This is a genomic window from Streptomyces sp. NPDC024555 (genome assembly GCF_055559335.1).
This window is the reverse complement of record NZ_JBVHKV010000034.1, coordinates 34,253-58,041: the sequence shown is the minus strand read 5'-3', so window position 1 is coordinate 58,041 and position 23,789 is coordinate 34,253. Positions and strand designations below refer to the sequence as shown.

At 74.0% G+C, this 23,789-nt stretch carries 15 protein-coding genes; 8 read left to right on the top strand and 7 right to left on the bottom strand.

Annotated elements, in window-relative coordinates:
* Position 1: 1 nt before the first annotated feature.
* Positions 2-652, bottom strand: a complete 651-nt coding sequence (locus tag ACZ4FH_RS35850) for a class I SAM-dependent methyltransferase (RefSeq protein ID WP_383641611.1) — start codon at positions 650-652, stop codon at positions 2-4.
* A 196-nt stretch (positions 653-848) separates the two neighbouring features.
* Between ACZ4FH_RS35850 and ACZ4FH_RS35845 the strand changes: the two genes are divergently transcribed.
* Complete coding sequence (locus ACZ4FH_RS35845; RefSeq protein ID WP_467310185.1) at positions 849-2,057, top strand: macrolide family glycosyltransferase; 1,209 nt, start codon at positions 849-851, stop codon at positions 2,055-2,057.
* 54 nt (positions 2,058-2,111) lie between these two features.
* On the opposite strand, the gene ACZ4FH_RS35840 is transcribed toward ACZ4FH_RS35845, so the two are convergent.
* The 4 genes from ACZ4FH_RS35840 to ACZ4FH_RS35825 all read right to left on the bottom strand — a co-directional run bounded on the left by ACZ4FH_RS35840 (position 2,112) and on the right by ACZ4FH_RS35825 (position 7,483).
* Positions 2,112-2,930 (bottom strand): helix-turn-helix transcriptional regulator, encoded by an 819-nt coding sequence (locus tag ACZ4FH_RS35840; RefSeq protein ID WP_467310183.1) that lies wholly within the window; start codon positions 2,928-2,930, stop codon positions 2,112-2,114.
* A 164-nt stretch (positions 2,931-3,094) separates the two neighbouring features.
* Positions 3,095-4,663, bottom strand: coding sequence for a bifunctional 3-(3-hydroxy-phenyl)propionate/3-hydroxycinnamic acid hydroxylase MhpA (mhpA, locus tag ACZ4FH_RS35835; RefSeq protein WP_467310181.1), 1,569 nt, complete (start codon positions 4,661-4,663; stop codon positions 3,095-3,097).
* A gap of 200 nt (positions 4,664-4,863) precedes the next feature.
* Entirely contained in the window at positions 4,864-5,805 is a 942-nt protein-coding gene (locus tag ACZ4FH_RS35830) for a hypothetical protein (RefSeq protein WP_467310179.1), read from the bottom strand.
* A gap of 94 nt (positions 5,806-5,899) precedes the next feature.
* Complete coding sequence (locus tag ACZ4FH_RS35825) at positions 5,900-7,483, bottom strand: FAD-dependent monooxygenase (RefSeq protein ID WP_467310177.1); 1,584 nt, start codon at positions 7,481-7,483, stop codon at positions 5,900-5,902.
* 130 nt (positions 7,484-7,613) lie between these two features.
* On the opposite strand from ACZ4FH_RS35825, the gene ACZ4FH_RS35820 reads away from it, so the two are divergent.
* Both ACZ4FH_RS35820 and ACZ4FH_RS35815 read left to right on the top strand, forming a co-directional pair.
* Positions 7,614-8,699 (top strand): arylcarboxylate reductase, encoded by a 1,086-nt coding sequence (locus tag ACZ4FH_RS35820; protein ID WP_467310175.1) that lies wholly within the window; start codon positions 7,614-7,616, stop codon positions 8,697-8,699.
* 45 nt (positions 8,700-8,744) lie between these two features.
* Complete coding sequence (locus ACZ4FH_RS35815) at positions 8,745-16,889, top strand: type I polyketide synthase (protein ID WP_467310173.1); 8,145 nt, start codon at positions 8,745-8,747, stop codon at positions 16,887-16,889.
* 34 nt (positions 16,890-16,923) lie between these two features.
* Here the strand turns inward: ACZ4FH_RS35815 and ACZ4FH_RS35810 are convergent, their stop codons facing one another.
* A complete protein-coding gene (locus ACZ4FH_RS35810; RefSeq protein WP_467310171.1) occupies positions 16,924-17,886 on the bottom strand; it encodes an ACP S-malonyltransferase in 963 nt (320 codons plus the stop codon).
* Between the two features lie 177 nt (positions 17,887-18,063).
* Between ACZ4FH_RS35810 and ACZ4FH_RS35805 the strand changes: the two genes are divergently transcribed.
* A complete protein-coding gene (locus tag ACZ4FH_RS35805) occupies positions 18,064-19,122 on the top strand; it encodes an alpha/beta hydrolase (RefSeq protein ID WP_467310169.1) in 1,059 nt (352 codons plus the stop codon).
* A gap of 43 nt (positions 19,123-19,165) precedes the next feature.
* Here the strand turns inward: ACZ4FH_RS35805 and ACZ4FH_RS35800 are convergent, their stop codons facing one another.
* On the bottom strand, positions 19,166-19,294 hold the full coding sequence (locus ACZ4FH_RS35800) for a hypothetical protein (protein WP_385107215.1): 129 nt from the start codon (positions 19,292-19,294) through the stop codon (positions 19,166-19,168).
* Between the two features lie 355 nt (positions 19,295-19,649).
* Here ACZ4FH_RS35800 and ACZ4FH_RS35795 point away from each other — a divergent pair, with 355 nt between their 5' ends.
* From ACZ4FH_RS35795 to ACZ4FH_RS35780, 4 genes are all read left to right on the top strand, one after another.
* Positions 19,650-20,927: a serine/threonine-protein kinase gene (locus ACZ4FH_RS35795; RefSeq protein WP_467310167.1), complete on the top strand. Its 1,278-nt coding sequence runs from the start codon at positions 19,650-19,652 to the stop codon at positions 20,925-20,927.
* Positions 20,928-21,157: 230 nt separating this feature from the next.
* Entirely contained in the window at positions 21,158-21,820 is a 663-nt protein-coding gene (locus ACZ4FH_RS35790) for a DUF998 domain-containing protein (RefSeq protein ID WP_467310165.1), read from the top strand.
* A gap of 7 nt (positions 21,821-21,827) precedes the next feature.
* The gene (locus tag ACZ4FH_RS35785; protein ID WP_467310163.1) at positions 21,828-23,018 is read left to right on the top strand and encodes a sensor histidine kinase; all 1,191 of its coding nucleotides are present in this window, start codon (positions 21,828-21,830) and stop codon (positions 23,016-23,018) included.
* A complete protein-coding gene (locus ACZ4FH_RS35780; protein ID WP_467310161.1) occupies positions 23,015-23,740 on the top strand; it encodes a response regulator transcription factor in 726 nt (241 codons plus the stop codon). Before ACZ4FH_RS35785 ends, ACZ4FH_RS35780 begins: the two co-directional genes overlap by 4 nt.
* Positions 23,741-23,789: the final 49 nt, after the last annotated feature.

Genomic DNA, 23,789 nt, shown 5'->3' with positions numbered 1-23,789 from the left:
GCTAGCGGGTCAGGTCCCAGAGGCCGAGGTACTTGTTCGGGGAGTTCTCCGGGATGAGGTCCAGCGGCTGCCCCAGACCGAACGGAGGCAGCGTCAGATCGAGCTTGGCGTGCCGCAGGCTCGGCTCCGCCATCCGCGCCCCGTTGGAGAACGCGCCCTGCTCGGTGACGGGCTCGCTGGCGTAGCTCGTGGTGAGCAGATACCGGCAGGAGCCGCGGAACCGCTCCAGCGCGGGCAGGATCATGTCGTTGGGCAGATGGATGAACACATCGCGGCAGATCAGCAGATCGGCCCGGCGCAGCACCGTCGACGTGATGTCGACGACCTCCAGCCGGTAGCCCCGCTGCCGCAGCTCGGGCCAGGTGGCCCGCTCGTGGACGTCGTAGCCGATGTAGTCGACGCCGTCGAGGTCCATCGTGCTCATCCACGCCAGGTCGCCGCAGCCGGCGTCGTTGAGCGTCCGCACGCCGTACGTCTCGATGATGGTGCGCAGTCCCTTGCGGACCAGCTGGGTGTGCGGCTCGCTGGAGCCCCAGCCGCAGACCGTGTCGGGGGCCTGGTCGGGCCATCCGCGTGAGAAGACCTCCAGTCCGGGGCTGCGCTCGTGCCGGTGGGATTCCCGTGGACCGGCGTAATCTGCAGGGTGGATCACGGCATCTCGCTCTCTCCTCGCGAACGGGTCGTCGGACCCACGGGAGCACGGCGCGCGCGCACGGAACCACACCGTCGGCAGGACACCAGGTGTTCTCCCGAACTCCACGGCGAACTGCAGCAACGGACTGGTGAAAGGCCCAGTGTTGGCCGGGCACGGGGGAGCCGGGACCGGCGCCGCTGGCAAGCTGCTGAGCATGTCCTCGTACCATGTGGCGTTTCTGCCGTTCCCCGCGTTCGGACACATCAACACGACGCTCCCCGTCGTCTCGGAGCTGGTGCGCCGCGGTCACCGCGTCACCTTCGCGACCAACGCGCGCTTCGCGCCGCTGGCCGCCGCGGCCGGGGCGACCGTGCTGGAGTACGAGTCGTGGCTGGCCTCCCGCAAGCTGCCCGACCGGGTGGACGCCGACTACATGGTGCGCGAGCCGGTCCGCTCGATCGACGAGGCCATCGCGACCGTCCCGCTCTACGAGGCCGGCTTCGGCGACGACATCCCCGACGTGCTGCTCTACGACGTCAGCACCTTCGCCGCCGGCCGGGTCCTGGCCCGCAAATGGCGGCGCCCCGCGATCGAACTCTTCGCGACCTTCGCCTCCAACGAGCACTATTCGCTGACCCAGCAGATCGGCGCGCTCTACGCGGACGAGATCGACCGGGAACACCCCGCGCTCGTCGACTTCTTCGTCAAACAGGGCAAGCTGCTCGGCGACCACGGCCTCGGCGACGTCACCCTGGAGGAGTTCAACGCGGCGGCCGACGACGCCAACCTGGTGTTCCTGCCCCGGCGCTTCCAGCCCGCCGAGGAGACCTTCGACGACAGCTTCGCCTTCGTCGGGGCCTGCCTCGGCGACCGCGGCGAGGACCCCGCCTGGCAGCCTCCAGGCGACGGCCGGCCGCTGCTCCTGGTCTCCCTCGGCAGCTTCAGCTTCGACCACCAGCAGGACACGCTGCGCACCTGGGCGGAGGCCTTCGCCGGCAGCGACTGGAACGTCATCGTCTCGGCGGGCGACCTGGCCGATCGCGACGACCTGCCCCCGGTCCCGGACAACGTCCGGCTGCACCGCTGGGTGCCGCAGCTGGCCGTCCTGGAGCACGCCGACGCGTTCGTGTCGCACGCCGGGATGAACAGCGTCATGGAGTCCATGTACTTCGGGACGCCGGTCGTCGCCGTGCCCCACATGCCCGAGCAGCGGCTCGTCGCCGACCGGATCCGGGAGCTGGGGCTCGGTGTCCACGTGCCGCGGGCCGAGGCGAGCGGGGAGCGGATCCGCGCCGAGGTGGACCGGCTCGCGGCCGATACGGGCGTCCGCGACCGGGTCGGCTCGCTGGGCCGGGCGATGCGCGCCGTGGACGGACCGGTGCTCGCGGCGGACTACGTGGAGAAGGTGGCCGCGCGCCGCTGAGCCGGGTCGTGGGCCGCCGCCCCCGGGGCCTCGCGGGGGCGGGAGCCCCGGGGGTCAGCCGCCGTCCTGGCGGGCGCCCCGGGTGCGTTCGGCGCCCTGGCGGTCGGGGCGGATGTACTCGGGAAGGATCTTCGGCGGCCAGCAGCCGATGCTGAACATGCCCATCGAGTAGGCCTTCGCCGCCAGCGCGGTGCGGTTGGGCACCTTGAACTGCCGCAGCAGGATGCTCACGTGGTACTCGACGCCCTGCCGGCTGAGGAAGAGCTTGGCCGCCAGCCGTACGGTCGGATCGCCGGCCGCCACCCCCTCCAGGACCTTCGCGGTGAGCGCCGTCAGCTTGCGCTGCGAGCCGACCAGCTCCTGCCGGTCGTCGGCCGGCTCCTCCGGAGTGAACTGCGCCATGATCATCTTGACCCGGCCGCTCTCGTCCCGCACCGGGAACGCCGCGAGCTTGCCGGAGACCGCGGTGTCGTGGAACCACATCGCGATGGACCGGCTGATCACGGGCGCGTGGTGCTCCTGGACGAGCCGGCCGAACTGGCGCAGCACGTGCTGGCGCACGCTCGGATGCAGGAACTCCGCGAAACTCCGCTCGCGGATATCGTCCGGATAGCGGCCGCACTGCGTGCTGAACGCACTGTTGACGGACCGCACCCGCAGCGTCGGATCGAGTATCGCGAGCCCCACCCCCGACCGTTCGTAGAGCGAGAGCACCACATCGCTGTACTCGTCGCTCCGGATCTCCGACGTGAACAGGGACGGCGTCGATTCCCGCACGTCGGCGACGGCGTGGAGCGGTCTTCGCGCGGGGACGGACTCGTCCCCGGCCGTCTGGGGAAAATCGCTCCTGGTGCTTGTCTCCGCATGGAACATGTCCGCCACACCTTCCCCGATTTGTGTGTATCGGTGAGCGCTCAGCAGCCTAGGAGCCGGTGGCTGGATACTGATGCAGTGCCGGTAGTGCGGGACTCGTGCGGCGCTCGGTGATCAGCGTGGCGGACGTGCGGGACGTGGACAGCGGGACGGGTGACGCGCCGTCACCTCCGGGCCGGCAGCTCCGCCAGCAGCCCGTTCAGCAGCTCGTCGGTCCCGGCCCGGGTCCGGGCCGCCCCGTACACATGGAAGTCCGGGCGGACCAGCGCCACCGGCGCGCCCACCTCGTCCCGCAGCCAGTCCGCGTACGTGCCGTCGACGTCGACCTCCGGCGTCAGATGGACGACCGAACCGCCCAGCGCCCCCAGCCGGTCCGCCAGCACCGGATCCACCAGCGCCGCCGGGTCCTGCGCGCACAGCAGCACGAACGCGCCCCCGCACAGCTCCCCGCCGCCCCCGCCCGTCCGGGCCTGCGGAACGATCCGGCTGTCCGCGCCCGCGAACAGCCCGGCCTCCGCACCGTCCCGGAACAGTCCCTCGCGCAGCGCCTCCTCACCGGGGCGCGCGAACGCCTCCGGATCGCGCGACGGAGCCTCGTCCGAACCGCGCACCGCCAGCAGGGCACTGTCGCGGTACCCCGCCACCGCCGGATCGACGATGCCGATCAGCTGCGCGAGGTTCACCGACATGTCGATGGTCCGCTGCGCGTCGGGCCGCCGCTCGGCCTCGTACGAGTCCAGGAGGTCCTCACCGGCCGCCCCCGACAGCACCAGATCCAGCTTCCACGCCAGGTTCGCCACGTCCCGGATCCCCGTGCACATGCCCTGCCCCGCGTGCGGCGGCATCACATGGGCGGCGTCACCGGCGATGAACACCCGGCCGGGGCCCTCGGAGCGCCACTGGTCGGTGTTGCGGGCCAGACAGGTGTACGCGACGTACCGCTGGAGCGTCGCGTTGCCCCGGTCGATCCCGAAGTGCGTCAGCAGCCGCCAGGCGTTCTCCACCGTGTCGAAGTCCTCGAAGGACTGACCGGGCATGCGGATGAACTCCCAGCGGCTGTGGGAGGGCCCGGCCGACAGGTCGACCCGGGGCTGCGCCGGATCGGCGACCTGGACGTTCTGCGAGGGGAACTGCTCGGGGTCGTGCGGCATCACGTCGCACGCCATCCAGTCCGCCGCGTAGTCGGACGCCGAGACGGCGAAGCCCGCGTGGTCGCGCACGAAGCTGTTCGCGCCGTCGCAGCCCACCAGCCACCGCGCCGTCAGCGTCCGCTCCCCGTCCGCCGACCGCACCGTCAGATGGACGGAGTCGTCCTTCTCGGTCAGCCCGACGGCCTCGTAGCCGCGCAGCACCGTGAGCGACGGCAGTTCGTCGCCGCGCCCGACCAGCGCGGACTCCAGGCCCGGCTGGTAGAACGAGGTCGCCTCCGGCCAGCGGTAGCGGTCGTCCTGGTTCAGCTCGAAGTGCATCAGCGTCTGGCCGTCGCCGTTGACGACCACGTAGTCCTTGGTCGGCTCGCTGACCGGGAAGAGCGCGTCCGCCACACCGATCGTGCCGAGGATCCGGCCGACGTGACGGTCGAAGGAGACCGCACGGGGCAGGTTGTAGGGCTCCAGATACTTCTCCACCACGGTCACCCGCCAGCCGCGCTGGGCGAGCAGGATCGACAGAACCTGCCCCACAGGGCCGTACCCGACTACCAGGACATCCGTGTCCGCCGCGTCATCAGTCACGCGCCCGACGGTATTTCAGCGCGGCGCGCGGTGGGCCGCGCGGAGCGGGGGACCGGGACAAGAACCAGACATGCCCGGCGCCCGCTTGACGCACCCGGCCCGCACCCTCCCGGCCCGTTCCGGTCACCGGACCGTCGCGGCCCCGGGCCGTTGCCGTCGCCGGACCGGTGCCGTGGCCGGCCCGGCCCGCCGCCGGGCCGTCAGCCGCGCCCGTACCGCTCCGCCATCGCGTGGAAGACCCGCTTCGGCTCCCAGCGGACCGCGTCGAGCATCCGGACCACACCGTACGACGTCGGATCGGCCTCGCCGGGCCGGTCGTAGCCGGCGAAGGAGAACCAGAGCGCGGTGTCCACGCCCTCCTCCTCGAAGACCGTCAGCAGCTCGTCGAGATAGCGGACCTGCTCGTCCTCGTCCGGCACCACCCCGCCCGGCGGCAGGTTCCACGCCATCCCCCCGAGATCCCCCGCGCCCCGGTAGGCGCACGTGCCGAACTCGGTGACGGCGACGGGCTTGCCGTGGCGGAACAACTCCCGCAGGTGCGTACGGAACGTACCGGCGTTGTGCGCCGCGCGGTAGGCGTCCGTGCCCACCAGATCGAACGGCTCCCAGTCCACCGCCTCCCACGGACCCGAGGCATACGTGAGCCGCCCGCCGAAACGCGCCCGCACGGTCGCCGCCGCCTCGGCCAGGACGGTGTTCACCCGCTCGGACACCCGGCCCAGCGACGACCACCACTGCGGATCCGACGCCATCGTGTGGATGCGGTGGCCGAAGGTGTTCCCGGGGAAGAATCCGCCGCAGAACACACTGATCTCACAGCCCGTCACGAACACCACCTCGGCGCCCGCGCTCCGCACCCCCTCGGCCCGCCGCGCACAGTCCGCGAAGAACGGCAGCAGGGCCGCGGCCGGCAGATCGACGGGGAACGGCGCGAACCACACCTCCAGGCCCGCGTCCGCCGCGCACCGGGCCGCCAGCTCCAGCCGCTCCGGCTCCCGCCCCGACACCCGCACCACATCGCAGTGCAGCTCGTCCGCGATCACCGCCATCTCGCGCCGGACCACGTCCGGCCGGAAGGACTTACGGGTGAACTGGTCCCCGGGAAGGAACCCGGTGTCGTAGTTGATGCCGCGTGCGCGCACGTCGATGCCCCCGGGGCCTTTCGTTCGGATCAGGCCGGATCAGGCCCTGCCGTCACCATCGAACCCGACGTCCGCGCCGGAGCGCCGCCGGTGCCTATCCTGCCGCGCCGTCGTCACCACCGGGGCGGCCGAACGACGCCTCCAGGGCGCGTCCCAGCCCCGCACGGGCCTCCTCGCACGGCTCACCGTCGGCCGCCGCCCAGGCGACGTACCCGTCGGGCCGCACCAGCAGCGCCCGCGACGGCGGCCGCGTGCACCGGGCGGCGACGACGTCGACCCGGTCCTTCCAGCCCGCCGCCACCTCCGTCAGCCGCGGCTCCGCGCCCAGGTCCAGCAGGACCGGCCGCCCCGACCGCATCAGGCCGGCGAGCCGCGCGGGACCCGCCCCCGTCCCCAGCGCCAGATCCGGCGCGAAGCGGCCGGCCAGCGGATGGTCCCCGGTCGCGGGGTAGCGGACGTCGTCCCCGGCGAGCAGGGAGGCGAGGTGCCGGATGTTCTCCGGGGAGTGCAGCAGCTCGCCGAACAGCTCGCGCAGCGCCGTCACTTCGGGCCCCGGCGTCATCAGCGCCGTCTGGGCCTGGGTGTGCATGAAGACCCGCAGCCCGGCCGCGTGCCGCTCGGTGTGGTAGCTGTCCAGCAGCCCTTCGGGCGCCCAGCCCCGGACCTCGGCGGCCAGCTTCCAGCCCAGGTTCGCGGCGTCCTGGAGACCGAGGTTGAGCCCCGGGCCGCCCACCGCGGAGTGGACGTGCGCGGCGTCCCCGGCGACGAACACCCGCCCGCTGCGGTACCGCTCCGCCAGCCGCGTGTTGCGGCCCACGAGCCGCCGCAGCATGTGCGGCCCCGGCCCGGACGGCTCGGCCAGCGGCACCTCCGTCCCCAGCACCCGGGCCACACTGTCCCGCATGTCGCCCAGCGTCATCGGGGCGTCGTCGCCCTCCGGCGGCGCACCCCACTCCAGGGTCAGCAGCCGGTGGTTGCCGTCCGGCAGCGCGGCGAAGGCGAAGATGCCGTTCCGGGTGCGGGTGAACGTGAACACCGGACTGATCCGGCCGACTCCGGGCACCTCCAGCTCACCGGTCCCCGGAACCAGCACCGAGGCGGGCACGGTGGCGTACGCGGCCCGCGAGACCAGATCGTGCCCCGGCTCCCCGGCGAACACGATCCCCGCCCCCTTGCGGACGGTGCTCTTCCCGCCGTCGCAGCCGACCAGATACCGGGCCGACAGCTCGTACGCGCCGTCCGCCGCCCGCACCTCGGCGGTCACCCGCTCCTCGTCCTGGCGCAGACCGGTCAGCTCGTGGCCCCGGCGTATCTCCACGCCCAGCTCCTCGGCACGGCCCCGCAGCACCTGCTCGATACGCTGCTGCGTCGCCGGCAGGACCGTCAGCGGATTGGTCTCCAGCACCGAGAGATCCAGCGGCAGCGCGCCGAAGAGATACCCCGGCACCGTCCCGGGCGCCCCGGACACCCCCTCGAACCGCTCGGACAGCCCGCGGTGGTCGAGGAACCGGACCACCTGGCCGATCAGACCGTTGGCCTTGATCTCCGTACTCGGCTCGGGCAGCCGCTCCAGAACGACCGGACGCACCCCCGCCATCCCCAGCTCGCACGCGAGCAGCAGCCCCACCGGGCCGCCGCCGACGATGACGACATCGGCGGTCTCAGTCTCGACGGCCATCACTCATCTCCTCGAAGGGCGCTCCACGGGGCACGCACACAAGCACAGTAGGCACGCCGTCCAAAGCCCTGGTCACCCAGGGCGGCCGCACTAGGGGATCCCCTATCAGGTCCCCGCCGATACTGCCGTCATGTCGGTGACGATGAGTACGCAGGAGTCGCGGTCGCTGACCGATGGCTGGCTGGCACAGGACCTGGACGAGTGGACGCGGCGCGTGCTGCGCCGCCACTTCGACCCCGAACACGGCTCCCCCTACTGGCTCAAGCGCCGTACGGAGCTGGACTTCGACCCCCTCGGTCTCGCCGGATACGACGACCTGGCCGCCTTCGGCCACTTCGACCTCGCCGTCCTGCGGGACATCGACCCGGCCGACCTCGTCCCCGGAGCCGTCGCCCGCCCGCTCGCCGGCCGCGTCTGGGAGTCCGGCGGCACCACCGGCCGGCCCTCGCGCATCCTCTACACCGACGCCATGGAGACCCACTGGGCCGCCTGGCGCCTCCACGGCTCCCGCACGGCGGGCTTCCGCCCCGGCGCCACCTGGATCGACGCCTGCCCCTCCGGCCCCCACATCGTGGGCGAGGAGGCGGACTACCTCGCCGACATGTGCGGGGCCGCCGTCTACTCCGTCGACCTCGACACCCGCTGGATCAAGACCCTCATCCGCTCCGGCCGGCTGCTGGAGATGGAGGAGTACGTCGACCACGTCATCGAGCAGATCACCGACATCCTCGAAACCGTGCCCGTCGACTACCTGCGCTCCACCCCCGCCACCGTGCACGCCCTGATCAACCGCCGCCCCGAACTCATGGCACGGCTCTCCGGCGTCTACCTCGGCGGCACCCAGCTCACCTCCGACGCCTACCGCCGCTTCGCCGAGGCCATGCCCGGCGGCATCATCGCCACCACGTACGGCAACACCCTCGGCTGCGCCAACGGACTGCCCACGCCCGACGGCGGCGACACCCTCCCCTACGTGCCCAACTACCCCCACATCACCATGACCGTCGTCGACCGGACCGACCCCGGCCGCGTCGTCGACTACGACGAGGTGGGGCGGGTACGGCTCACCGTCCTCCACGAGGACCTGTTCCTGCCGAACATCCTCGAACGCGACCAGGCCGTCCGCTACCGGACCCCCGAGGCGTGGCCGTGCGACGGCGTCGCCAACGTCCAGCCGCTCCGCGTCAGTTCGGAGATGCCCGAAGGCCTCTACTGAGCCCGCCCCACCCATGGAACAGTGAAAGAAAGGCGGGGGCGGCGGATGCTGCGCACCGAGCTCATCAGGCCCCTTCACGAACTGCTGCCGGCCCACGCCGAACGCCTCGGCGGGAAGACCGCGTTCCGTGACGCGTGGCGGTCCGTCGGCTACGACGCACTCGACCTGCGCACCCGCCGCCTCGCCGGCCACCTCGCCCACCTGGGCCTGGGCCGCGGCGAGACCGCCGCGCTGCTGCTCGGCAACCGCGTCGAAGCCGTGGAGAGCTACCTCGCGATCGCCCGCGCCGCCGGCGTCGGCGCCCCGCTCAACCCGCACGCCACCGACGAGGAACTGGAACACCTGCTCTCCGACAGCGGTGCCGTGGTCCTCATCACCGACCCCCACCACCTGGACCAGGTCCAGCGCCTCGCCGGACGGCACCCGGGGCTCCGCGTCGTCGTCACCGGGGACGGACCGCCGCCCCCCGGCACCGTGCTGTTCGACACCCTCGCCGACAGCGAACCGCCCCGGCCCGCCCGCGACGACGCCGCACTCGACGACACCGCCTGGATGCTCTACACCTCCGGCACCACCGGAAAACCCAAGGGCGTGCTCTCCACCCACCGGATGGCCCTGTGGGGCGTGGCCGCCTGCTACGCCCCCGTACTCGGCCTGGACGAGAGCGACCGCGTCCTGTGGCCGCTGCCCCTCTCGCACACCGTGGCGCACAACCTGTGCGTGCTCGGCGTCGTCGCCGTCGGCGCCACCGCCCACATCGTCGACGGGCTGTCCGCCGACGACATCGCCGCCGCCCTGCGCGAGGACGCCACCACGTTCTTCTGCGCCGTCCCCACCGTCTACCAGCAGCTCCTGCGGGCCGCCGCGGACGACGGGCTCGGCACCCCCGGCCCCCGGGTCGCCATGGTCGCCGGCGCCGCCTGCCCCGCCGGACTCCACCAGGACTTCGAGGACACCTTCGGCATCCGGCTGCTGGACAGCTACGGTTCCACCGAGACCGGCGGCCCCATCGCCTCCAACGCCCCCACCGGACCCCGCGTCCCCGGCTCCTGCGGACCGGCCGTCCCCGGACTCACCCTCCACCTGCTCGACACCACCACCGGCCGGCCCGTGCCCCCCGGCGCCGAGGGCGAGGTCTGGGTCGAGAGCCCCGCCGTCATGCTCGGCTACCACAACCACCCCGAGGCCACCGCCGCCGTCCTCCGCGACGGCCGCTACCGCACCGGCGACCTGGCCCGCGTCGACGACGCCGGCTTCCTCACCATCACCGGCCGCGTCAAGGAACTCATCATCCGCGGCGGCGAGAACATCCACCCCGGCGAGGTCGAGGCGGCCATCGCCCCGCTGCCCGGCATCGCGGAGGTCGCCGTCGCCGGACGGCCGCACCCGCTGCTCGGCGAGATCCCGGCCGCCTACGTCGTGCCCGGCCCCGAGGGCTTCGACGCCGCCGGACTCATCGACGCCTGCCGCGCCCGGCTGTCGTACTACAAGGTCCCCCACGAGGTGTGGGAGGTGGACCGGCTCCCGCGCACCGCCCTGGGCAAGGTCATGCGCCCGGCCCTGGCGGGCGTCCCGGGACGGCTGGTGCTCTCGCGCCCGGACGACGGCCCCGCCCCGGAGGAGACCGGGGACGACGCCGGGGCCTGGGCGAGACGGCTGGCGGACGCCCCGGCCGGGATCCGCGAGGACCTGCTCCTCGACCTGGTCAGACGCGAGGTCGGCGCCCTGCTCGGACAGCCCGCCGCCGTCCTCGCCGACGCAGCGTTCCGCGAACTGGGCTTCGACTCGGTGATGGCCGTGCGCATGCGCGACCGGTTCGCCGCCGCCACCGGACTCCGGCTCCCCGCGACCCTCGTCTACGACTGCCCGACCCCGGCGGCCGTCGCCGCCCGCCTCGGCGCGGAACTGGCCGGAACCGCCCCCGTACCGGACGTGCCCGACGGCACGGAACCGGACGGCGGCTCCTCCGCGGACGACATCGCCATCGTCGGCATCGCCTGCCGCTTCCCCGGCGGCGTCACCTCCCCCGAGGAGCTGTGGCGGCTGGTGACCGAGGGCACGGACGCCGTCGGCCCCTACCCCGAGGACCGGGGCTGGGCGCCGGCCGGCACCGGAGGACAGCAAGCGGACGCCGGATACGCCCGCACCGGGGGATTCCTCGACGGGGCCGACCTCTTCGACCCCGCCTTCTTCGGCATCAGCCCCCGCGAGGCCCTGGCCATGGACCCCCAGCAGCGGCTGCTGCTGGAATGCGCCTGGGAGGCCTGCGAACGCGCGGGCATCGCCCCGACCTCCCTCAAGGGCACCCGCACCGGCGTCTTCGCCGGTGCCATGGCCGGGGAGTACGGGGCGCGGCTGCTCGGCCGCCCGGCCCCCGAGGGCCTTGAGGGCTATCTCGGCAACGGCAGCGCGGGCAGCGTCGCGGCCGGCCGCATCGCGTACACCCTCGGGCTCGAAGGCCCCGCGATGACCGTGGACACCGCCTGCTCCTCCTCGCTCGTGGCCCTGCACCTGGCCACCCGGTCGCTCCGGGACGGCGAATGCACGATGGCGCTGGCCGGCGGGGTGACGGTGATGTCCACGCCGTCGCCGTTCATCGAGTTCGGCCGCCAGCAGGCCCTGTCCGTCAGCGGCCGGTGCAGCCCCTTCTCCGCCGCCGCCGACGGCACGACCTTCGGCGAAGGCGTCGGACTGCTCCTGCTGGAACGGCTCTCGGACGCCCGCCGCCACGGCCACCGCGTCCGGGCCGTCATCAAGGGCTCCGCCGTCAACCAGGACGGCGCGTCCAACGGACTGACCGCCCCCTCCGGCCCCGCCCAGCAGCGCGTCATCCGCCAGGCCCTGGCCGACGCCGCCCTCACCCCGCAGGACGTCGACGCCGTCGAGGCCCACGGCACCGCCACCCGGCTCGGCGACCCCATCGAGGCCCAGGCCCTCATCGCCACGTACGGCCAGGACCGCCCCGAAGGCCACCCGCTGTGGCTGGGCACCGTCAAATCCAACATCGGGCACGCCCAGGCCGCCGCCGGAGTCGCCGGCGTCATCAAAATGGTGATGGCCCTGCACCACGGGACGCTCCCCGGAACGCTGCACATCGACGAACCGTCCCCCCTCGTCGACTGGTCCGCCGGCACGGTCGAACTGCTCACCGCCGCCCGGCCCTGGACCGTCCCCGGCGACCGCCCGCGCCGCGCCGGCGTCTCCGGATTCGGCGCCAGCGGCACCAACGCGCACCTGATCCTGGAACAGGCACCCGACGACCCCGTACCCGAGCCGCCCACCGCCCACGGCCCCGCCCCCTGGACCCTGTCGGCGCGCACCGGCCCCGCCCTGCGCACCCAGGCCGCCGCCCTCGCGGCCGCGCCCGCCGCCGACGGCGCCGCCCCCGCCGATGTGGGCCGCGCGCTGGCCACCGGCCGGGCCCGCTTCGACCACCGCGCCGTCGTCCTCGGCGACCACACCACCACCCTGCGCCGGCTGGCCGCGGGCGAGAGCGCCGACCAGCTCGTGGAGGGCGTCGCGGACCCGGCCGGCAGCACCCGGCCCGTGTTCGTCTTCCCCGGCCAGGGCGCGCAATGGGCCGGCATGGGCACCGAACTGGCCGACGCCTCACCGGAGTTCGCCGCCCGCCTCGCCGAATGCGAAAGCGCCCTGTCGGAGTTCGTCGACTGGTCGCTCACCGACGTCCTGCGCGAAACGCCCGGCGCACCACCGCTGGACCGCGTCGACGTCGTCCAGCCCGCGTCCTTCGCCGTCATGGTCGCGCTCGCCCGGCTCTGGAGCACCTTCGGCGTGGAACCGGCCGCCGTCGTCGGCCACTCCCAGGGCGAGATCGCCGCCGCCTGCGTCGCCGGAGTCCTCTCGCTGCGCGACGCCGCCCGGATCGTCTGCCTCCGCAGCCGCGCCATCGCCGAACTCGCCGGCCCCGGCGCCATGGCCTCGGTGACCCTGCCCGCCGACCGCGTCGAGGAACTCCTCACCGACGGCGTGTCCGTCGCCGCCGTCAACGGCCCCGCCCAGGTCGTCGTCTCCGGCACCCCGGCCGCCGTCGACGCCCTGGTGACCCGGTGCGACGAACAGGGCGTACGCGCCCGGCGCATCGCCGTCGACTACGCCTCGCACTCCCCGGCCATGGACGCCCTCGCCGACCGCCTCACCACCGACCTCGCCGGCCTCACCCCCCGCCGGGGCACCGTCCCCATGATGTCCACGGTCACCGGCGAACCGGCCGACCCGCCGACCATGGACGGCTCCTACTGGCTGCGCAACCTGCGCAGCCCCGTACGCTTCGCCGACGCCGTCCGGCGCCTCGCCGAACAGGGGCACACCGCGTTCGTCGAGGTCTCCTCGCACCCGGTCCTCACCGCCGCCGTCACCGACCTCGCCCCCGGGACGGCCGTGGTGACCGGCTCGCTGCGCCGCCGCGACGGCGGCCCCGGCCGCTTCCTGACCAGCCTCGCCGAAGCCTGGGTCCGGGGCGTGGACGCCGACTGGACCGCCGCGTTCCGGGATCACCGCCCCCGCCCCGTCGACCTGCCCACCTACCCCTTCCAGCGCGGGCGCTACTGGTTGGACGCCGGACCGCTCACCGCCGACCCCGCCGCCTGGGGACAGCACCCGGCGGACCACCCGCTGCTCGGCGCCGTCCTCAGCCTCGCCGACGGCGACGCCACCGTCCTCACCGGAGTCCTCTCGCCCCGCACCCAGCCCTGGCTGGCCGACCACGTCGTGGGCGGCTCCGTCCTCTTCCCCGGCACCGGCTTCGTCGAACTCGCCCTGCGCGCGGGCGCCGAGACCGGCACCGACGTCCTCGACGACCTCGCCATCGAGACCCCCCTCGTGCTGCCCGAGACCGGCACCGCCGAGGTCCGCGTCCAGGTCCGGGTCGCCGAACCCGACGCCACCGGCCGCCGCCCCGTCACCGTCCACGCCTGCGAGACCGTCCCCGGCACCCCCGACGACGACCCCGTCTGGACCCGGCACGCCACCGGCCACCTCACCACGGCCCCGGCCGGCGCCCCCGCCACCACCCCGGAGGCCTGGCCGCCCCCGGGCGCCGAACCCGTCGACCTGGACGGGGTGTACGACCACCTCGCGGACGGCGGCCTCGGCTACGGCCCCGCCTTCCAGGGACTGCGCGCCGCCTGGCGGCGCGGATCCGAGACCTTCGCCGAGATCACCCTGCCCGAGGAGGCGGGCCGCGACCGCGGATTCGGTATCCACCCGGCCCTGCTCGACGCCTGCCTCCACCCCGATGTCGTGGACGCGGCCGACGGACCGCTGCGCCTGCCGTTCGCCTGGAGCGGGGTACGCCTGTACGGCAACGGCGCCACCACCGTACGGGTCACCCTGCGGCACGGCCCCGGCGGCGAGGTCGCCCTCCACGCCACCGACCCCTCCGGCGCCCCCGTGGTGACGATCGGCGCGCTCGAAACCCGCCCCGCCGCACCGCACACCGCCCACGCCGCCCTCGTCCGCGACGCCCTCCTGCGCGTGACCTGGAACCCCCTGCCCCTCCCGGCCCCCGCCCCCGCCGGGGCGGCCCACTGGGCGGTGCTGGACCCCGGTACGTCGGAAGGCACCTCTGCGGATCCGGCCGGTGCGTCCCGGCGTAACTACGTTGATCCAGCCACCTTCGCCGCAGCCGTGGCCGGTGCGTCGCGGCCCACCCACGCCGACCCGGCCGCCGTGGCCGGTACGTCGCGGCCCACCCACGCCGACCCGGCCCCCGTGGCCGCTACGCCCCCGCACACCCACGCCGACCCGGCCGCCCTCGCCGCCGCCGTGGCCGAGGGCGCACCCGTACCGGACTACGTACTCCTGCCGTGCCCGCCCGCCCCGCACACCGCCGGGGCCGACGCGGTGCACCAGGCCACCGCGCGGGCGCTGCGTCTCGTCCGGCAGTGGCTGGCCGAGGACGCCCTCGCCCCCGCCCGCCTCGTCCTCACCACCCGGGGCGCGGCCGTCGGCAGCGGCGCGGGCGAGGTCACCGACCCGGTGCACGCCGCCGTATGGGGACTCGTCCGCTCCGCCCAGTCCGAGCATCCCGGCCGCATCGTCCTGGCCGACCTCGACACCGACCCCGCAGGCGACACGACGGCCGAACTGCGGCTCCTGGCCGCCGCCATGACCGCCGCCGGACCCGCCGAGGAGCAGTTCGCCCTGCGCGACGGCACCGTTCTCACCCCGCTCCTGACCCGGGCGGCGCCAGGTGCCCCCACCGCGCAGCCACTCGTACTCGACCCCGAGGGCACCGTCCTGATCACCGGCGGCACCGGCATGATCGGCCAGGTCATCACCCGCCACCTCGTCCACGCGCACGGCGTCCGGCACATCGTCCTGGCCGCCCGCGGGGGAGCGGCGGGCGGACTGCCGGACGAACTCGCGCCCCACGGCGCCGAGGTGACGGCCGTCGCCTGCGACGTCTCCGACCGCGCCGCCCTCGCCGCGCTCCTGGACCGCATCGACCGGCCCCTCGCCGCCGTGATCCACGCCGCAGGCGTCCTCGACGACGGCGTGATCACCTCGCTCACCCCCGAGCAGCTGACCGCGGCACTGCGGCCCAAGGCCGACGCCCTGGTCCACCTCACCGAACTCCTGCGCGCCCGGGGCGACGAGGCGACCCCCTTCCTCACCTTCTCCTCCCTCGCGGGCGTCCTCGGCGGAGCCGGCCAGGCCAACTACGCCGCCGCCAACGCCTTCCTCGACGCCATCATGCGGCAGCGCCGCGCCCAGGGCCTGCCCGGACTCTCGATCGCCTGGGGCCTGTGGGAACAGCCCGACGACGGACCGGGACTCGCCGCCGATCTGGCCGCCGCCGACCGCGCCCGGCTCGCCTCCGGCGCCGGACGCCCGCTCACCCCCGAACAGGGCGCCGCCCTGTTCGACGCCGCGCTCGCCCTGTCCGGCACCCACGACGACGGCCTGCTGATCGCCGCCCGCTTCGACACCACCCGGCTGCGCTCCACCCGTACGCCCCTGCTGCGCGGACTGGTACGCGGCCCGGCCCGCCGCACCACCACCCCCGCCACCGACGGGGCGACCTTGCGCAACCGCCTCGCCGGCCTCACCCCGGACGAACGCCACCGCGCCCTCGTCGACCTGGTCCGCCAGGAGGTCGCCGCCGTCCTCGGCTTCCCCGGGCCCGAATCCGTCACCCCCACCCAGACCCTGACCGAAGCCGGATTCGACTCCCTGACCGCCGTGGAACTGCGCAACCGGCTCGCCGGGGCCACCGCCCTGCGCCTGCCCACCGCCCTCGTCTTCGAGCACCCCACCGCCGACGCGCTCGCCGGCCACCTCGCCGAACGCCTCGACGACACCGCCGACGGAACCGCCCCGGACGCGACCGCCCCCGAGGACCCGGACGCCCGCCCCGACCCCGTCGCCGACCTCTTCCGCCGGGCCTGCGCGGACGGCCGCACCGACGAGGGCTTCGCCCTGCTGCGCAGCGCGGCCCGCCTCCGCCCCCGCGGCACCGCCCCCGTCGCACCCGTCGCGCTCGCCACCAGCGGCACCGCACCCGCACTGATCTGCGTCAGCTCGCACGTGGCCCTCGGCGGCCCCCACGAATACACCCGCTTCGCCGCGCCCCTGCGCGGCCACCACCCCGTATGGGCCCTGCCCAACCCCGGATTCGAGCCGGACGCACCGCTCCCGCCCACCCGGCGCGAACTCGCCGAGGCCCAGGCCGAACAGGCCCTGCGCTGCGCCGGCGGAGCCCCGTTCGTCCTCGTCGGCTCCTCCTCCGGCGGCGTCATCGCCCACACCGCCGCCGGACTCCTCGAAGCCGCCGGCACACCCCCGGCCGCCGTCGTCCTCCTCGACACCTACCCCCCGGCCGCCCTGGAGTCCTCACCCACCGCGCCCGCGTTCCGCGAGGCACTCGTCGAAGGACTCCACGCCCGCCAGAGCCCCTTCGCCCGGCTGGACTTCACCCGGCTCACCGCCATGAGCTGGTACGGCGACCTCTTCGCCCAGGCGGACCCCGAACCGCTGGAGACCCCCGTCCTGCTCGTACGCGCCACCGAACCCCTCGCGCCCGCACTCGCCGCCGGCGACTGGCGCACCGAGTGGAAGACCGCGCACACCACCCTCGACGTCCCCGGCAACCACTTCACCCTGATGGAGAAGCACGCCGCGACCACCGCCCAGGCCGTGCGGGAATGGCTGGGCGCGGTGGCCGACTGACCGCCACCGCGCCCGTACGCCCCGCCCCCGGTTCTCAGCGCCGCAGCGGCACCCCGTGCTCGAACACCGCCGCGACGGCCTTCGGCACCGCCTCCGGGGTGTCCACGAAGACCACCGGGAACGGGTAGTGCAGCGCGCTCAGAATCGGCGACGGCCCCACGACCAGCCCCAGCCGCGCCCCATGGTGCTCCATCTCCCGCACCAGGTGCACCACGCTGATCGGCGCGACGACATTGTCCGTGAACATGTCCCGCACCTCACCGGCCCCGGTCAGCGTGCGCTGCTCCAGAGCCGAGCACAGCGGCAGGACGGGATCGGTGAACGGCATCGTCGCGATGTAGTCCCGGGTCACCGCCTGGGCCGGGGCACGCAACGGACAGTGCTCCGCCACGTCCGCGCCCTCGGTGACCGTGATCATCCCGCCCGAGTCCGCGCTCAGCTTCTCCAGCGCGTCCCGGTATCCGCTCAGCATCACGATCCGCAGTCTGCGCTCCGCGTCCCATCCGAAGTCGCAGGCCACGAAGACGCCCTCGTGCCGCGCGCACACCTCCTCCGGGTCGTCGTCCGCGCCGAGATACGCCGAGGCGATGCCTTCCGCCCGCACCGTCTCCCCGGCCGCGGGCTCCTCCTGCGGCGGACGCAGCTCGCCGCGGATCAGCAGCCCCATCAGCTCCTGCCGCTCGCACGCCCCCGTCACGCACGCACTCACCATGCCGCCCAGGCTCATCCCGCCGGCCATGTGCGGGCGCAGCCCCTTCTCGGCGAGCACGTCCTGGATGCCCAGCTGCGCGGCCGCCAGCCCGATCGACACCGCCCGCCGCCGGACCTCGTCGTCGTAGTCCCCGTTCTGCCGCACCAGGGCCTCGACGTCGAGCCCGGTCCACGCCGAGGCCTGCGCGAACGACTCGCGCACCGCCGCGTACTGGTCGTAGAAATCAATCACCCCGCCCGGCTCGTACCGGAACAGATTCGTACCAAAGATGGACGCCAGAGCCATGTGTTGTCACCTCCATGACCGGGCCACGCTAAGGGAGGAAGGGCCAGGGAGTTTCCCAGAGTTGACGCGGGTACGGTGATCACCATGCCTCTGGGATACTTAGCGACGACTGTGCTCATCGCGTGGTGCGCGTTCTTCGCCGTCGTCGCACCGCGCCGGCCCCGCCGACTCGCGGGAATGAGCTTCTTGTTCGGCATGATCATCAACGAGGTGCCCCACTTCGGCATCTACTTCCTGGCGGCGTCCACGGCCCTGGCCGCGGGCCAGGGAGACCTGGGATCCACCGGCGCCCGGGTGACCGTCGCCGTCGCCGCCCTCACCGCCCTCGCCCTCGCGTACTCCTTCTGGCTGGGGACCCGCTCGGACCGCCCCGTCACCCAGGCCCTCGACGAGGGCCTGGGCGCCGACTGGCGCGACCACGTCAACACCCCCCTGCGCCGCCACCGCCCCTGGACCCGCATCCTGCTGCTCCCGGCGTACATGGCGCAGCGCGACGTACGCGTCGTCCGCAACCTCAGCTACGGCGACGCCGGCCGCCGCAACCTCCTGGACCTCTACCACCGCCGCGACACCCCGCAGAACGCCCCGGTCCTGGTCTACTTCCACGGCGGCCAGTACTCCCGCGGAGCCAAGAGCCGCGAGGCACGCCCCCTGCTCCAGCGCCTCGCCTCCCAGGGCTGGGTCTGCGTCAGCGCCAACTACCGCCTGCGCCCCGAGACGACGTTCCCCGGCCACCAGATCGACGCCAAGAAGGTCATCGCCTGGATGCGCGAACAGGGCTCGCAGTACGGCGCCGACCCGGCCCGGCTCTTCGTCGCGGGCAGCTCCGCCGGAGCCAACATGGCCGGCCTCTGCGCCCTCACCCCGAACGACCCGAGGTTCCAGCCCGGCTTCGAATCGTCCGACACCACCGTCACCGGGGCCATCTGCTTCTACGGCTTCTACGGCCACTACTTCGGCACCCCGCCCGACGAACCCGCCCCACCCATGCAGCCCCAGGGCTACATCAACCCCGACGCACCCCCCTTCTTCATCGCCCACGGCACCAACGACGCCCTGGGCACCGTGGAAGGCGCCCGGCACTTCGCCGCCGAGCTGCGCCGCACCTCCCGCAACCCCGTCGTCTACGCCGAACTCCCCGGCGCCCAGCACAACTTCGACCTCTTCCGCTCCCCCCGCTGCGAAGCCGTCGTCGACGGCGTGGACGCCTTCACCGCCCGCACCCTGGCCCCCTGACCCACGGCCCGCGCCGCCGGCGAGGTCTCCCCCCGGGCCCGGCTCAGGGGGAGACCCACCCGTCCAGATAGGCGATCAGCCGGTACTCACTGCGCTCCAGCCGCTCCCGCCGCTCGGGCGCCAGCGACGCCAACGCGTCCACCAGGACCCGTTCCCCCGGCACCCGCACCATCGATCCGGAGTAGACCCGGCACCCGGAGCACCACACGAACCCCACGCACCGCTCGAACAGGGCCGACCCCGGCGGATACAGCCGGTACTGATACGAGCGGACCCCCGCCCCGCACTCCGCACAGACCCACCCGCCGCCCGGAATCGCCTCCCAGTGTCCGGTCTTGAGCCAGCGGTCCCGCCCGCCGTGCGCTCTTCAATACGTCATGCCGCCCATCGTCCCCACGAAACGCCCACCGGGCAAACGCCCCGCACGACCGGTCCGCATCCTGCCGACTTCCGCCGGCGGCACCTTGTTCGCGTCGGCCGTGTCCTGCCATCGTCATGGCCGCACACCGCAGCCGATCGGAGGACGCGTGGACGAGACAGTGGAATCGGTCGGTCGGGGCCGCTACCGCCTGGTCCGGTCCGTCGGCCGGGGCGGGATGGCCGCGGTCTACCAGGCCACGGACACCGCCCTGGGGCGCGAGGTCGCGGTGAAGCTCATGGACCGCACGGCCACGGGCGAGGACTTCCGCAGGAGGTTCCGCCGCGAGGCACGCGCCGTCGCCGCGCTCAACCACCGCAATGTGATCGCGATCCACGACATCGGCGAGGAACCCGTACACGGCGGCGACCCCACCCCGTACCTGGTCATGGAGTTCGTCCACGGCCGCCCGCTGAGCGAGGTCGTGTCCACCGGTCCGACGGCCGTGCCCGAGGCGTTACGGATCGCCGCGGACATCCTGGACGGCCTGGCCGCCAGCCACGACGCCGGACTCGTCCACCGGGACATCAAACCGGCCAACGTCATGGTGGCCCGGGACGGCACGGTGAAGGTCCTGGACTTCGGCATCGCCCGGAGCGCCGCCGCGGACACCGCCCCGGTCACCCGCACCGGAACCGTCATGGGCACCGCCCCCTACATGTCGCCCGAGCAGGCCCAGGGAAGAGAACTCGACCACCGCAGCGACCTCTACTCGACCGGGATCCTCCTCTTCGAACTCCTCAGCGGACGGCGCCCCTTCGACGCCGGGGCCGAAGCGGCCCTGCTGTACCACCACGTCCACACCCCGCCCCCGCTCCTGTCCGACCTGGGAATCACGGTCCCCGGGCCGGTCCAGGACCTCGTCTCCCGCGCCCTGGAGAAGGACCCCGCGAGAAGACCCGCCACCGCCCGTCAGATGCGCTCCCTCGTCCTCGCCGCCGCGCGGACCACCGTCCCCCTCCGACCCGCCACAGCGCCCCGCCCCCTCGGCCCCGCCATCGCGTCCCGCCCCCACGTCCCCGCTCCTCCGCCCTTTCCCCCCACCGCATCGGCCCCGGGCAGCGCGCCCCCGCCGGACTGGCCCCTCCGAGCCTCCCTCGCCGCCGCCCCCGTCGGCCATCTCGCCGGATGGCTCACCTTCTCCCACCTGCTCACCCCGCTCTACAGAAGCGGCACCAGCGGCACCGTCGGCCTCGGCGGCGCCCTGGCCTACGCGGTGATGTACGCCCCCATCCTGCTCGGCCTTCTGACCGCCATACGCCGCACCCGCACAACACCCCCCGACCCCCACCGCCCCCTGGCGCTCGCCTGCGTCACCGTCAACGGCCTCTGGGCCTTCTACCACCTCGGTACGTGGCTCTTCGCGTTTCCCCTGTTCCCCGTCTAGGGCCGTGCGTCCGGCGGATCCCGCTCCGCTGCCGCACGAGGTGATCGTCGCGCGGGAAGCCGCAGCACCGTGCCGGCCGCCGCGCCGCCCCCGTACGTACACCGAACGGTGCAGCCCGACCGGACAACAGCACCGACCGGTGTACAGCACGGTGTCAGCATCGGGACGACGCGGCCGCCCCCGCCCCCTCCGTAGGTTCTGGATCACCGGAACGACACCCAGGAGGACGCATGACGGCGACGCACACGGCTCCGGCCGCGGGGGCACGGGCTCCGCTCGCCCTGATCGGCATCGGGGCCCTGGCCATGGCCATGGTGGAGACACTCAACCCGGAGTACGACCTGGTGAGCGAGACGCTCAGCCGGTACGTGCACGGCACGGCGGGCTGGCTCGTCCCGGCGGCGCTGCTGGCCGTCGGAGCCGCCTCCGCCGTCCTCGTGGCACGGCTGGGAGGCGGAACCGGGCGTGCGGGCCGGGCCGCGCTCGCGGTGTGGACGGCGGGCATCCTGGTCGCGGCCGTCTTCCCGGCGGACCCGCCCGGCAGATGGAGCCGGCCCTCCCTCTCCGAACTCGTCCACGGAAACGCCGCCTTCCTCGCCTTCGCGGCCCTGCCGGCCGCCGCCGTGCTGCTCCGCCGGACCCTCATGGCCCGGCGCCCCGGGCTGCGCACGGCCCTGAACACGCTGACCGTCGCTTCGGCCGCTGCCACGGTGGCGCTCGCGGTCTTCCTCGTCGACGTGATGGACGGCGGCCCGTCGCTCGGACTGGGCGGCGCCCCCACGCTCGTCGGTCTCGCCGAACGCCTCGTCCTCGTCGTGGACTTCGGATGGGTGGCGCTCGCACTGACGGTGGCGGGCGCCCGCCCCGAGTGGGGGAGGGACCGTCGTGCATGATCGGCGCATGGACCGACCAGCCGGCCGCACTCCCGCCACCCCCCGCACGGCCCGGCTCGTCGACGGGCTCCTCGCCGCCGGGACCGCCGTCGCCGTCCTGGCCGTCACCGTCCGGCTCGGCGGCCGAACGGACGCCGCGGGAACCCTGCCGCTCGCCCTCTGGCTGGGCGCTCTGCTCCTGGTACGCCGACGCCGTCCGCTCGTCGTGCTGCTGCTCGGCGTCCAGGCCGTCGTGGTGTTCCGCACCAGCGGCCTCACCGATGCCGGCTGGGTGTGGCCGGCCTCCGCCGCGTACGCCACCCTGGCCGCCGACGACCGGCCCGGCCGGCCCGGCCTGCCCTGGGCGGCCGGCGTGGGCCTGGCCGAACTGGCCTTCGCCGCAGCCTGGGAGACGAGCGCCGGCGGCGCCACCGCGCGCGAGGCCCTCGACTCCCTGGGCCCCGAGGCTCTCTGGCTCGCGGTGCTTCTCGCCGCCGCCGCCGCCCACCGCAACCGCCTCCGCTGGTGCGCCGAACTCGACGAGCGCCTGCTGCGGGCCGCTCGGGAACGGGACCTGGAGGCCGGCCGGCGGATCGCGGAGGCCCGCCTGGACATCGCCCGGGAACTCCACGACGTCGTCGGACACACCCTCACCGTCGTCGGGCTCCAGCTCAGGGTCGCGGCCGAGGCCCTGGACGACTCCCCGGACGAGGCACGCGACGCCCTCTCCACCGCGCAACAGGTCCGCACCGAGGCCCTCCGGGACCTCCGCGCCCTCGTCCATGTGCTGCGCGCGCCGGGAGAGGGCCGCCCGGCGGAACCCACGGCCGGCGTCGCCGAGATCACCGCGCTCGTCGACCGCATGCGCTCGACGGACCTGGACATCCGCCTGGACACGACGGGCGACCTCGCCACCGTCCCCGCACCGGTCTCCCTAGCCGTCCACCGCATCGCCCAGGAAGCCCTCACCAATACCGCCCGCCACGCGGAGGCCTCACGCGCCGAGGTCGCCATCCGGTGCGGCGACGGCAGGGTGGAGATACAGGTCACCGACGACGGCCGCACCCCCGTGCACCCAGCCGCACCGGCCGGGCACGGGATCCGAGGAATGGACGAACGGGTCCGCGCGCTCGGCGGGGACTTCTCCGCCGGACCGCGCACAAAGGGCGACGGGTGGCTCGTGCGCGCCGCCATCCCTGTGCCAGGCTTCCGCCCATGACGATCAAGGTGCTCCTCGCCGACGACCAGGCCCTGGTACGCGCGGGATTCGGCAGCCTCCTCGCCCGCGCCGAGGACATCCGGGTCGTCGGCGAGGCGGGCACCGGTGACGAGGCGGTCCGCGCGGCCCGCGCCCTCCGCCCCGACGTCGTCCTCATGGACATCCGCATGCCCGGAACGGACGGTCTCACCGCCACCCGGACGATCGTCGGCGACCCCGAACTGGCGGACTGCCGCGTCATCGTCCTCACCACCTTCGAGACCGACGACTACGTCTTCGCGGCCCTGCGCGCGGGCGCGAGCGGCTTCCTCACCAAGGAGACCGAACCGGACGACCTGCGCCAGGCCGTCCGCGCGGTGGCGGCCGGCGACGCCCTCCTCTCACCGGGCGCGACCCGACGCGTGATCGAACAGTTCGCGCACCGCCCCACCACCCCCACCGACACCGCCGGACAACTCGCCGTCCTCACCGCGCGGGAACGCGAGGTCACCCGCCTCATCGCCACCGGCCTGTCCAACGACCAGATCGCCTCACAGCTCGTCATCAGCCCGCTCACCGCCAAGACCCACGTCACCCGCGCCATCGCCAAACTCGGCGTCCGCGACCGCGCCCAACTGGTCATCCTCGCCTACGAGACGGGCCTCGTCCTCACCGGCTCCCCGCACCCACCGGAGCAGTCAGCACCGGACACCCGCACGGGACCGAGACGCCTTCCGGCGTAAGGACACCAGCCGTCCGTTCGCCCGTCCCCGGAACCGTGGTGGTACGCCG

Coding starts and splice junctions, on each gene's coding strand:
- ACZ4FH_RS35805 (WP_467310169.1), top strand. CDS start 18,064: ATGAGCTTCTTGTTCGGCATGATCATCAACGAGGTGCCCCACTTCGGC.
- ACZ4FH_RS35785 (WP_467310163.1), top strand. CDS start 21,828: ATGGACCGACCAGCCGGCCGCACTCCCGCCACCCCCCGCACGGCCCGG.
- ACZ4FH_RS35825 (WP_467310177.1), bottom strand. CDS start 7,483: ATGGCCGTCGAGACTGAGACCGCCGATGTCGTCATCGTCGGCGGCGGC.
- ACZ4FH_RS35810 (WP_467310171.1), bottom strand. CDS start 17,886: ATGGCTCTGGCGTCCATCTTTGGTACGAATCTGTTCCGGTACGAGCCG.
- ACZ4FH_RS35780 (WP_467310161.1), top strand. CDS start 23,015: ATGACGATCAAGGTGCTCCTCGCCGACGACCAGGCCCTGGTACGCGCG.
- ACZ4FH_RS35815 (WP_467310173.1), top strand. CDS start 8,745: ATGCTGCGCACCGAGCTCATCAGGCCCCTTCACGAACTGCTGCCGGCC.
- ACZ4FH_RS35845 (WP_467310185.1), top strand. CDS start 849: ATGTCCTCGTACCATGTGGCGTTTCTGCCGTTCCCCGCGTTCGGACAC.
- ACZ4FH_RS35820 (WP_467310175.1), top strand. CDS start 7,614: ATGTCGGTGACGATGAGTACGCAGGAGTCGCGGTCGCTGACCGATGGC.
- ACZ4FH_RS35840 (WP_467310183.1), bottom strand. CDS start 2,930: ATGTTCCATGCGGAGACAAGCACCAGGAGCGATTTTCCCCAGACGGCC.
- ACZ4FH_RS35790 (WP_467310165.1), top strand. CDS start 21,158: ATGACGGCGACGCACACGGCTCCGGCCGCGGGGGCACGGGCTCCGCTC.
- ACZ4FH_RS35800 (WP_385107215.1), bottom strand. CDS start 19,294: ATGGTGCGGGTGCCGGGGGAACGGGTCCTGGTGGACGCGTTGGCGTCG.